An 11179-nucleotide genomic window follows, 5' to 3' on the forward strand; every position below is an offset into this window, starting at 1 on the left:
CGCTATCGGCTTTTTTTAAAAATTTCTAAAAGTTATCCACAGATTCGGATATTTTAATTATGAAATATCCTCAAATAAGTGTAGGATAAAATTTAATATTTTTAAGTTTAATTTCATACAATAAATCAGTTATTTCTATATTGGCAGTCATACTATAAGTACATTTTACATTGTTTAAATAATGTTCAAAGTATGGCTTTCTACTCCAATGATTAATATCTATTAAATTAAAATTCATAATTCGGGCCTCCTAAAAATTTTCGTAATTCTATTTTAGAAGGCTTTTTTCCGTGACCTAGCCATTTCAATCTCCTTTTTACAATGATATTTACGCTTTAGTTTATTATAGCACATTCTGTAATACCGAACTATTCAATTTTCAGAGACCATTTTTTATTGATTCATAACTTAAGAATACTACGAATTACTCTAATATTTTACTATTTCTTATCTCTTGTTATTTTAACATCTGAATTACTACTAATATTAATTTTTATTTTTCCATCCACATTTGCTCCAACATTTTTTTAACTATACTTTCCTTTTGTTAATAAATTATGTTATTGTTGAACAATATAAGAAAAGTGCGTAACATTTTTTATTAAAAATAATTAGGTATTTCTATCTGTGGAACATTAGTATTTATATCCCAAGTGTTAGGCTGGCAATAAGCCATTAAAAGACTTGATGTACGTTTTTGAAAATTATTGGGTAATGCTTCAAATTTAAGTTTATTATAAAAATCTACACCAATATCTGAATATAAAAACCAAATATCTATAGGAATATCTCTATTTATATATGACATAGTCCTTTCTATTAAGTTTGACCCATAACCTTTCCTTCTTAAATGTATTGGTGTAGAAATAGAACCAATTCCTCTTATTTCTAATCCAGTACCACAATTAAGATGATTTAAGTTATGTATAAGTAACGAACTTGATAAAACCTTATCATCATTTTCTAATACATACCAATTTCCATTTGCATACTTAATAGACGACTTACAAGTTAAAAGATAATCTAGTTTAGAAAGACCATCGCCCCAAGCATCATAACCCATCATGTATATTATTTCAAAGTCCTTTTCTTCTGCTTCACGCAAATTCATTCTAATACCTCCTGTCAAAAATACATAAAACCTGTAGCAAAATTTCATACTAATATTTATTATAATATATTCCTCGGTTGAGACACATTTCTGTACTATTGTTTATCTATATTATAGACTAACTTTTCAACCTTTACCAATATAATGAAATAAATAAGCATTAAGAAAAATATTATATCATTATAGTTAAACTGCTTATCAGTAATTCCTATTCTCTGTGCAGGAGTTAGCACATCACCATTACCACTCTTGAAAGTCCAACAAAAGTTATAAAATGTTCTTAATATAGTTATAGAATATTGGGCACACTTTGGGTTATAGTTAGAATAAATATAACTCTTACCCTCACCTCCTGCTGTAACAAGTGGTCTTTCAAGAATAGATATACTTCTTCTTATCTGATTAAAGAGAGCATTGATTGAGTGACTATTTACTCTTGCCAAGTAGTTGGCAACTTCAATTGGGGATTTATCTGATAAATTAGTTATACAATCTACATAGCGTACTCCTTCATCAATAGAGGGCATAGTATGTTCAATTTTAACATTATCAAACTTCTGCTGTGGTAATCCAAACCACTTACAAAATGGATTGTTGCAATGGTTCATTCGGATAGAGGAAATCTTTGATTGCCCTTTTAGGTATGAGGATTCAAAAACCAAATATCTGTATTTCTTACCGAAACTTGTAGCAGATATTTTTACAAGCATTTTTGCAGATGTAATGAATTTATTACATTTGTTTTTTCTTCTGTAAAAGTTGGTGTAAAATTTAATATAAATTATTACACAAATACCTTTAAACCATTGATTTAAGCCAAAATAAAAGAGTGCAAAAATCAATGTAATTTTGCACTCAAATATTATTGTATTTTTTGACTTTGCACCCTTTAAGTAAACCCGTTAGAATATTCTATACTTATTTTTAAAAATTTTCAGTTAAAAGTTCTTAATTGTAGGTTGTCTAACTAATGCTTGTCACAATAAAATTTGGAGTAAGCATTAGTGATAAAATCTTCAATTTAGTACTTTCATCAATATTTTCATAATCCTTAGAAATAACACTATTTCTGCTTTTTGAGACTCACATGTTTCTATGTGATTAAGCTACTTTTTGGATAGCTTTCAAATATTTCTTTCCTTTTTCTGTATCATATTTCCCTTCCCATTTAGAAATAACGATAACAGCTAATGAGTTTCCAATTATATTAACAACAGTTCTTGCCATATCAACAATACGATCTATTCCTGCAATGAAAGCTACCCCTTCTACAGGTATACCTACAGAACCAACGGTTGCTAATAAAACAACAAAGGATGCTCCTGGAACTCCAGCCATACCTTTTGATGTAACCATTAGTACAAATACTAAATTTATTTGCGTAGCAATTGGCAGATTTATCCCATATATTTGCGCGATAAAAAGTGCTGCAATCGCCTGATATAAAGTAGACCCATCTAAGTTAAATGAATACCCAGTTGGAATAACAAAAGATGTAATAGCTTTCGGACAGCCATACTTTTCCATCTTCTCCATAAGTTTTGGTAAAACTGCTTCAGAACTTGCTGTAGTGTACGCAAGAATAATTTCATCTTTTAAAATCTTCATAAGTGATATAATGCTTGAACCACATATCTTCCCTATCAAGCCAAATATAACAAATATAAAGAAAATCATAGCTACATAAACACTAATAACTAATTTACCTAATGGAATCAATGAAGCTACTCCAAATTTAGAAACTGTTACACCAATTAATCCAAATACTCCAAGTGGTGCAAGTTTCATAATTTGATTAGTTACCCAAAACATTGAATCAGCCACACCTTGGCAAAAAGCAAGAACAGGCTTTCCTTTTTCTCCAATTGCAGCAACACCTAAACCAAACATAACTGAAAAGAATATAACTGCAAGTAAATCACCTTTTGAAAGAGATTCAAAGATATTTGTTGGAACAATATTTAAAAATGTATCTGCAAAACCATGGCTAGATACAGTTTCAGCTGTATTCATATATTTTTCGATACTAACTGACGAAAGTTGTTGAATATTAATTCCACTTCCTGGATGAGCTACATTAGCTACAACTAGTCCTATTACAATGGCAACTGTAGTTACTATTTCAAAATACAGTATAGTTTTTCCTCCTATTTTTCCTACCTGCTTAATATCGCCTACACCAGCAACACCAACAACAAGTGATGAAAATACTATAGGAACAACTATCATTTTGATTAATCTGATGAATATATCTCCAATAGGCTGTAAATATGATGCTACAACTGGATTGCCATAAAAGGCAGCTCCTATTGCAATACCCAGTACAAGCCCTAGAAGAATTTGAAATGCTAATCCTAATTTTTTCATTTTAATATCCCCCTTCTAAAATGCTGCAACTTAGAATTTTCTCGTTTCAAAAACTTACTACAGAGAATATATTTGATAAAACCTTATAAGTATTTAAAAAGACAAAATTCCAAATTTAAACATACTTAATAAAAAAACAATAGATTTTTATTAAAAAAATAATGTCATTTTACTAAATTTCTTATTGCTTTTATAATCAAGCGTTGACATAATGTCTCACTTTTGAAAATTTATACAAGAAAATTCAATTTCCGCATGTATTATAACACAAAAAATCCTTTATTCATATGTTTTTAAAATTCTGAATAATCAGAAAAATCCATTTTAGTCTTATCAAAATATTCGTTAGTGCGACTTTTATAAATTAAATTTATTAGAATTTCAACTCAAATATTATACGTCAAATCCTCTATTTTAGTGCATTAGGTACACATTACAGAATTCTTTTTTAGAATATAAAATCTATTTCAAACATCTTTATATGAATTAGAAAAAAATTTTTTATGTCAATTAATTAATATGGAGTTTACTATGTGCCAAGAGCATAAAAATAAGAAGTGATATGAGATTCAAATTATGAATCTCATATCACTCCAAATGATTTCTCTTGCTATTTAATTTCAAGCTTATTTACAAAATTTATTAAACTGTTTTTAATTCATTGCTAATAGATTTTTTTCCTGATATCCCTGGCTCTGTCATATTAAATGGATCTAAAATTTCATTTAATTCATCTTCACTTAAAAGCCCTGCTTCTAATATCAAAGTTCTAATAGATGTTCCTGTTTTTATAGCTTCTTTAGCTAGGTTTGCAGCTGTTGAATATCCTACATGTGGGCAAATTGCTGTAATTATTCCAACACTGTTTTCTACTAAATCACGGCATCTTTCTTCATTGGCTGTAATACCTTTTACACAATTATCTATGAAAGTTTGAACTGCATAAGTTAGAGTATCAATTGATTGAAATAAACAATAGAATATAATTGGTTCAAATGCATTAAGTTCTAATTGTCCACCTTCTGCTGCCATTGTGATTGTCGTATCATTACCGATAATATTGAATGCCACTTGGTTTACTACCTCAGGAATAACTGGGTTAACTTTTCCTGGCATGATAGAGGAACCATTTTGTTTTGCTGGAAGATTAATTTCTCCAAATCCTGTTCTTGGTCCAGAAGACATTAATCTTAAGTCATTAGCAATCTTAGATAATGTTACTGCACAAGCCTTAACAGCTCCTGATACTGCTACAAAGGAATCCAAGTTTTGTGTTGAATCTATTAAATCAAAAGCTTGTATAAGATCCATTCCAGTAATCTCTGATAGATTTGGAACAACTCGTTTAAGATACTTTACGTCTGCATTAACTCCAGTACCTATTGCAGTTCCGCCCATATTAAGAACTCGCATCTCATCCATAGCTTTTTCCATGCGGTTAACATCTCTCATTATAGCTACTGAATAAGCTTTAAATTCTTGACCTAAACGAATTGGTACTGCATCCTGCATTTGAGTTCTTCCCATTTTTATTATGTGATCAAATTCTATAGCTTTTTGTGAAAATGCATCATGTAATCTATATAGCTCACTTTGAGCATGTTCCAATAATTTTAAAGCTGTAATTTTTCCTGCAGTTGGTATAACGTCGTTAGTAGATTGTCCACAGTTTACATGATCATTTGGATGTACAATAGAATATTCTCCTTTTTTACCTCCAAGTATCTCAATTGCGCGGTTGGCTATGACCTCATTAGCATTCATATTAAGTGAAGTTCCTGCTCCACCTTGAATTGGGTCAACAATAAAGTATTCATGCAGATTTCCTCTTAATATCTCATCACAAGCTTTTACAATTGCATCTGCAATCTTTTTATCTAAAACTCCAACTTCACAATTTGTTATGGCAGCTGCTTTCTTTATATATGCTAAACTATTTATAATTTCTGGATGCATGAACAATCCAGTAATCCTAAAGTTTTCAGCAGCACGCAAAGATTGTACACCATAATATACATCTTCAGGTATGTCCTTGCTTCCAATTGAGTCGTTCTCCTTACGGAAATTGATATCTTTATTTTCTAACTTTATTTCCCTTATCATAACCTTCGCCCCCACATTATAATCGGCACTTCTTGTATAAATTATTGGTTTATTATCAAATTCTTCTAATTCATCTGTTGACTTCATTATAAGTGTCCTCTACAATATAATCAAATACATATAATGATATAAGTATTATAGATTTTTATTTATATGTGGAGGTTATTTATGTTTAAAGGTATGGAATATGTGTATGAGGTTAATAAGGAAAAAAGTTTTTCAAAAGCCGCTCAAAACCTGTATATTTCTCAGCCTTCCCTTAGTGCAACTATAAAAAAGATAGAAGAGCGTGTAGGTTTTCCTTTGTTTGACCGAAGTACAAATCCAATTCAATTAACTCCTTGTGGACAGGAGTATGTAAAATGTATAGAAAAGATTCTTGATATTCAAAATGGATTCGAGAATTTCTTAAGCAATATGAACGAGTTACGTACTGGAAATATAGCTATAGGCGGAAGTAATCTTTTTGCTTCTTATATTCTTCCTCCTATAATCACAGATTTTAGAGAAAAATTCCCACTTGTTTCTATTCATATGGTTGAAGCTAATACTGCGCTTTTAGAGCAGCAACTCTTCTCTGGTGCTTTAGATCTTGTTATAGATAATTATGAGTTTAACGAAAATATATATTCTAGACATAAGTACTGTAATGAAAACTTGCTTTTAGCTGTTCCAAAGAAATTTGAAGTTAATAGTAAAACTATAAATTATCAATTAACTGCTCATGACATAATAAATAATAAACATCTTGATTCGTCTACACCTAGTGTTCCTTTGGAACTATTTAAAGATGAACCATTTCTATTTTTAAGATCTGGAAATGATACACGAAAACGTGCTGAGAAGATATGTCAGCATCATAACTTTTCACCAAATGTGATTTTAAAATTAGACCAGTTAGTTACGTCATATAACCTTACCTGCTATGGAATGGGCATTAGCTTTTTAAGTGATACCCTTATAAGATATACAAAACCTGACCCTAACGTAATCTATTATAAGCTGAATGAGGATAGCATTTGCCGTAACGTATATTTCTACACCAAAAAGGGAAAATACTTCACACGAGCAATGGAAGAGTTCTTAAAAATGGCTATACCTAAAGCGAATGAAGATATAACTTAGAATTATTTGATAATCTACAGAAAGGACAGGTACTCTGTTGTTCCGGTTACTGAGAATAAGTTGAGGATTTCTAACATAAGAAGTTGCACCCGTTTAAGCATGCTCCAACAGCAAGCCCGTGACAAGCAAAATAGAACAACTTTTGATGAAGAAATGCCTACAACATATTCTCTAATGTAACACTTCAAAAAAGAGTATCTGTCCTTTCCGATATAGCATATATTTCAATCCATAAGTATAATTCTTAGATTAGGTATCTATATTTGGTAGTTCATTCAAAAAACTTTTAGAAAATGAAAACACCAACTTTTCTTAAATTGAAAGGTTGGTATTTTTATTTTTAGCTGCGTTTTATGATGTTGAAATATAGCACACAAAAATTATGGGTAAGATTTTCCACCTACAATGCTCAATATAAGAAAATTGCAAATTGATATTATTAAATTATCGTTTTACATTAGTCAATTTCTTTTTATAAACTCTTCAACCTCATTATATGATTCAATGTCTGCACCATTATCTTCAATCATTTTTATAAATTCCTTTTGTATTTCCACGGCCCTCTCTTTAAATTTATTCAAATTCTTTGAATTATAATAACCCATTAAATTGAATTCATCCAAGCCATTTTCCCTTACAGCCATGCTTAATGCTCGTTGAAGGCTTACACCTGAAATATATGCAAGAATAGTATCTCCACTATCACAACATGTATAGATTTTATTCCAAGTCGAGATAATTTCTTGGTAAAGTTCCGCAAGATCTTTATAATTTGCTTTCTTATCTTCTTTATTTCCTTTTCCAGCTTTACTATTCAAAAAGTCTCTTGTATTTTTTATCATTTTGTAACAATATTCTTTAAGTTGCCTTGCTGAATTAGCCTTTGTAACTGATTCATACATTAAAATGAAGTCCTTTGGAATGGTCTCTATATTTTTTAAATCCTCTATTTGTTTCTTTACGCCCCTACTAAAATACGTTTGGTTTGCATATGCTACAATATCTGATAAAAGCATGATTATACGGCCAGCAATCGTTCTCAATTCACAGATACTGTCTTCAAACATCATGGTTCTATAAATATCCATTACTCTTTCCATCTTCTTCAATGCTTTATTCATCATAAACACTTTGTCACTTAAATTTTTCCTTAACCTACATTGTAATTCCTCAAATCTTGTTTTATCATCATCTGAATTACAATAGAGTATCTTCACATTAGCTAGACATGATGTCAAAACTTCATTAAATTCCGCAATTCCTTTAATACGTTCCCATGACATAGGAAATAAATCAAACCCAACACCTTCAACAATAAAAGTTTTAGTCAATTCATATGCATGCTCTGTCTTTGGTATAAAATATAAATCCACATCTGAAATCGGATTATCAGTGCCATTCTCATAAGAACCATATAGTAGTAAAAGGCTTACATCATCTTTATACTCTCTTTCTATTTTTTTAATTGCCCATTCTATAATCATATCATTTCTTTTATTCATAAAGCACTCCCTTCTCAAAGCCTAAAAGCACATAATCATGAAACTATAAAATAAACTTTTATACATAGCATAAGAAAATTCATCATCCAGACCCTTTTTCAAAATCCAAAAGTATTTTCTTTCACATTTGGTAACAAGCTGTAAATTGATTTTCCTATTTTCTCCTCAAAATACTCTTTAATCTTAAAAGTAGATTTCCACCTAGGAATTGTATATTCATTACTCCCTCCTCTTAATGCTATATCTACAATTCTTTTCTCTATTAAAACGAATCCGTTTGGTAATGATAAATAATCACATAATTTTATTAATCTATCATAATCCGATTCCTCTATGCGTGACAAATAATCTTTTGCAAAATTATATTCTTCAACAGTACCATCCCATTTTCCTACAATAACAACTTCATCATTATGCCTAAATGATGTATGTCTTAAACAAATTCTTGCTACTAAATCATAACCCTTACTGATTGCATATTTATATCCATCTATGCCGTGTCTCATAGCATGTATACCTTCTCTTCTTCCTATATCATGCAACATTCCTAAAATATATGCTACTTCAGAATTTAAATTTTCTGTTTGCTCCGCTATTAATTTTGCCCCTTCTGCCACATACATAGAATGCATTACCCAAGGACCTGGATTTAACTCTTCCGCTTCTTTTAAAATTAATTTTGCTTCTTCTAATGAAGGTACATCTTCTTTTTTATAGTGATATTGCATACTTAAATCTCCTTTTAGAACTTTTACAATAATTCATATTAAAACAACTCTTACAAAGCCCGATCGTTATATCAATTATAGGTATTCTGCATCATGGAATTACTTAGCCTAATGTTTATTTCGAACATAGATGCACAATTTCATTTTTAATCTTTTCTTTCAATTCTTCTCTCTGCTCCTCATTCGGTCTTGTAGATTCATCAAACAATTCCTCATTTGACAATTGATATATAGAACTAACTATAGGCGTATCACCTTTTACTCTCGGATATAAATGCCAATGAATATGAGAGCATCCATTTCCAAGTAGTTCATAGTTCATCTTATCAGGTTTAAATATATTAGAAATAGCCTCGGCCACAATAGACATTTCTTCAAGATGCTTCATTTTAAAAGACTGTTCTAAGTTATGTAATTCAGGACCATGCTCTTTACTGTTGAAAACAGTATAGCCCTTGAACCTCTGAAACCATCCTAAAATTACATACTCTGTTTGAAGCTCCATAATAAAATATGGATTATCTTTAATGCTTTTTTGCTTATCGCACATTTTACAGTTCATTTTATAGCTCCCTACATAAAATATTAGCTATCTTCATTTCGCTCTTACTTACTTATTGCGTTTTATAATAAGTTTATAGAAATTATATACATAATTCCATTAAATTCACTTATGAATTCTTCTTCCTCCAAAAGCTGAAATTGTTCTTGTTCCTGCAATATACCTTCCACCTTGTAGCGTTCCTTTTGGAACAAATATTTCGTCACCTGGATTTAATACAATTTCTTTCCCATCAATAATTGCTGTGTACTGACCGCATACAACAACGGTATATTCATCAAATTCATGCTTATGTTCTTTAGAAACTCTATCTGAATAGCATGTCCAGAAAGCCATTTGGCTACCGTCTTCACCTTCAAAATAATAACCATCAATGTCTTCTGTATTTTGTTGACTGCTACTGATATGATTTTTTTCATTTTTCATAAACTCCGGGAAATCCTTCATGCTTAATACCTCCTATTTTCTATATAAGAATATTTATTATATGGCACTTGATAATTTACTAGTATCCATTAGATCATAGTTTCATATAAAACTTATTATAACATTAATTACAAAATATTACACACACCATGCATACATCGATTCTCTATTTTTAAGTCTTTCCTTCTGATATATGAGTTCACTACATTACTTTGAACTATAAAGTTTTCAGCCTTTATTATCTTTTTATCTTTATCAAATATTTGAAGCCATTTTAACCACACTCCCAACGCCCATATATGCTTTTATATCTCCTAAAATTTTGTACCTAAAAAACGATGTAGACATTCTAATATAAGCTATCATGCCAAAATAAAAATACCAACTTTTCTTAAATTGAAATGTTGGTATTTTTATTTTGGCTGTATTTTAATGTGATGTTAAAATATATACTAAAAAATTATATATGAGATTGTCCACTATAATACTAAATATAAGAAAATTGTGAACTTGTATCTTTTATTTTATTATAATGACTATGACCTTTATTAAATCATTTTCCTTTGGACAATAATATTTTATCAAGAATTATATTAACTGGTACGTATATTAGCAACCATAATCCCAAATCAATTAATAATTTTAAATTTAATATTCCTTCAGAAAAATTATAATGAAATCCTGTTAAGTTATAAATAATGTGAGCAATTATAAACGTTAGTATAACTGTCAATATATTCACATAATTTTTTTTACTCATTTAATTTCCTCCTATAATTCGCTCTATTTACTATGTTACATAAAAATTTACTGTTACGTCTTATAACAAAATTGGTACTGCTTATTTTTTATTGCCGCAGATATGTATACCAGTCAATATCGATACTAAAGTTCCTCCCAAAATTGCATATCCCCCAATAGGCATTTCTATTTTGGTAATTCCTAAAATGATGCCAGATATTGTACCAAATGCAATAGTAGATAAAATTAATTTCTCTAATCTATGTTCTAAGATCATAAAGATTCGCCTCTAAACTATATATGTTCGTAATTATTTATACTAGTGCAATACTCATAAATTCTAAGTATTACATCATTGCTTACTATTATAACATATTTTGTAAACATGGTATTATTCAATTTTCAAAGAACATTATATTAATTAACTGCTACGCACTTTTGAGTTGGCTTGATTGCGATGTTGAGACTAAAATAATAACATAAACTCAAGATATAGCTGATCTTTGTAGTATTA

11 protein-coding genes and 1 pseudogene are annotated in these 11179 nt (G+C 29.7%); 1 reads left to right on the top strand and 11 read right to left on the bottom strand.

Translation table 11 applies throughout. The annotated features are described in order from the left end of the window. Positions 1-73: 73 nt before the first annotated feature. The 5 genes and pseudogenes from ACJDTP_RS26690 to ACJDTP_RS26710 all read right to left on the bottom strand — a co-directional run. Positions 74-238 (bottom strand): annotated as a pseudogene (locus ACJDTP_RS26690) (CatA-like O-acetyltransferase); the annotation flags it as partial. Between the two features lie 363 nt (positions 239-601). After that, positions 602-1111 (bottom strand): GNAT family N-acetyltransferase, encoded by a 510-nt coding sequence (locus tag ACJDTP_RS26695; protein WP_077843936.1) that lies wholly within the window; start codon positions 1109-1111, stop codon positions 602-604. Positions 1112-1206: 95 nt separating this feature from the next. After that, entirely contained in the window at positions 1207-1719 is a 513-nt protein-coding gene (locus ACJDTP_RS26700; protein ID WP_406762933.1) for a hypothetical protein, read from the bottom strand. Between the two features lie 493 nt (positions 1720-2212). Beyond that, positions 2213-3478, bottom strand: a complete 1266-nt coding sequence (locus tag ACJDTP_RS26705) for a cation:dicarboxylate symporter family transporter (protein ID WP_406762934.1) — start codon at positions 3476-3478, stop codon at positions 2213-2215. A gap of 642 nt (positions 3479-4120) precedes the next feature. Continuing rightward, positions 4121-5581, bottom strand: coding sequence for an aspartate ammonia-lyase (locus tag ACJDTP_RS26710; RefSeq protein WP_077310109.1), 1461 nt, complete (start codon positions 5579-5581; stop codon positions 4121-4123). A 168-nt stretch (positions 5582-5749) separates the two neighbouring features. Between ACJDTP_RS26710 and ACJDTP_RS26715 the strand changes: the two genes are divergently transcribed. After that, on the top strand, positions 5750-6706 hold the full coding sequence (locus tag ACJDTP_RS26715) for a LysR family transcriptional regulator (RefSeq protein ID WP_406762935.1): 957 nt from the start codon (positions 5750-5752) through the stop codon (positions 6704-6706). Positions 6707-7167: 461 nt separating this feature from the next. Here the strand turns inward: ACJDTP_RS26715 and ACJDTP_RS26720 are convergent, their stop codons facing one another. The 6 genes from ACJDTP_RS26720 to ACJDTP_RS26745 all read right to left on the bottom strand — a co-directional run bounded on the left by ACJDTP_RS26720 (position 7168) and on the right by ACJDTP_RS26745 (position 10942). Further along, the gene (locus tag ACJDTP_RS26720; RefSeq protein WP_406762936.1) at positions 7168-8208 is read right to left on the bottom strand and encodes a hypothetical protein; all 1041 of its coding nucleotides are present in this window, start codon (positions 8206-8208) and stop codon (positions 7168-7170) included. A 98-nt stretch (positions 8209-8306) separates the two neighbouring features. Continuing rightward, positions 8307-8936, bottom strand: coding sequence for an HD domain-containing protein (locus ACJDTP_RS26725; protein WP_406762937.1), 630 nt, complete (start codon positions 8934-8936; stop codon positions 8307-8309). 115 nt (positions 8937-9051) lie between these two features. Beyond that, entirely contained in the window at positions 9052-9498 is a 447-nt protein-coding gene (locus ACJDTP_RS26730; RefSeq protein ID WP_406762938.1) for an HIT family protein, read from the bottom strand. Between the two features lie 105 nt (positions 9499-9603). Further along, positions 9604-9945 (bottom strand): cupin domain-containing protein, encoded by a 342-nt coding sequence (locus tag ACJDTP_RS26735; RefSeq protein ID WP_026887871.1) that lies wholly within the window; start codon positions 9943-9945, stop codon positions 9604-9606. Between the two features lie 532 nt (positions 9946-10477). Beyond that, positions 10478-10684, bottom strand: coding sequence for a hypothetical protein (locus tag ACJDTP_RS26740; protein WP_077843925.1), 207 nt, complete (start codon positions 10682-10684; stop codon positions 10478-10480). Positions 10685-10765: 81 nt separating this feature from the next. After that, positions 10766-10942 carry a hypothetical protein gene (locus ACJDTP_RS26745; protein ID WP_173714976.1) on the bottom strand — a complete coding sequence of 59 codons (177 nt, stop codon included), beginning with the start codon at positions 10940-10942 and terminating at the stop codon, positions 10766-10768. Positions 10943-11179 lie beyond the last annotated feature (237 nt).

Origin of the sequence: Candidatus Clostridium helianthi (assembly GCF_045310795.1) — a bacterium.
Lineage (GTDB): Bacteria > Bacillota > Clostridia > Clostridiales > Clostridiaceae > Clostridium > Clostridium helianthi.

Excerpts from the sequence above, each read along its gene's own strand:
- ACJDTP_RS26725 (WP_406762937.1), bottom strand. The coding sequence starts at position 8,936 with ATGCAATATCACTATAAAAAAGAAGATGTACCTTCATTAGAAGAAGCA.
- ACJDTP_RS26720 (WP_406762936.1), bottom strand. The coding sequence starts at position 8,208 with ATGAATAAAAGAAATGATATGATTATAGAATGGGCAATTAAAAAAATA.
- ACJDTP_RS26695 (WP_077843936.1), bottom strand. The coding sequence starts at position 1,111 with ATGAATTTGCGTGAAGCAGAAGAAAAGGACTTTGAAATAATATACATG.
- ACJDTP_RS26705 (WP_406762934.1), bottom strand. The coding sequence starts at position 3,478 with ATGAAAAAATTAGGATTAGCATTTCAAATTCTTCTAGGGCTTGTACTG.
- ACJDTP_RS26735 (WP_026887871.1), bottom strand. The coding sequence starts at position 9,945 with ATGAAGGATTTCCCGGAGTTTATGAAAAATGAAAAAAATCATATCAGT.
- ACJDTP_RS26710 (WP_077310109.1), bottom strand. The coding sequence starts at position 5,581 with ATGATAAGGGAAATAAAGTTAGAAAATAAAGATATCAATTTCCGTAAG.
- ACJDTP_RS26715 (WP_406762935.1), top strand. The coding sequence starts at position 5,750 with ATGTTTAAAGGTATGGAATATGTGTATGAGGTTAATAAGGAAAAAAGT.
- ACJDTP_RS26700 (WP_406762933.1), bottom strand. The coding sequence starts at position 1,719 with ATGAACCATTGCAACAATCCATTTTGTAAGTGGTTTGGATTACCACAG.
- ACJDTP_RS26740 (WP_077843925.1), bottom strand. The coding sequence starts at position 10,684 with ATGAGTAAAAAAAATTATGTGAATATATTGACAGTTATACTAACGTTT.
- ACJDTP_RS26745 (WP_173714976.1), bottom strand. The coding sequence starts at position 10,942 with ATGATCTTAGAACATAGATTAGAGAAATTAATTTTATCTACTATTGCA.
- ACJDTP_RS26730 (WP_406762938.1), bottom strand. The coding sequence starts at position 9,498 with ATGAACTGTAAAATGTGCGATAAGCAAAAAAGCATTAAAGATAATCCA.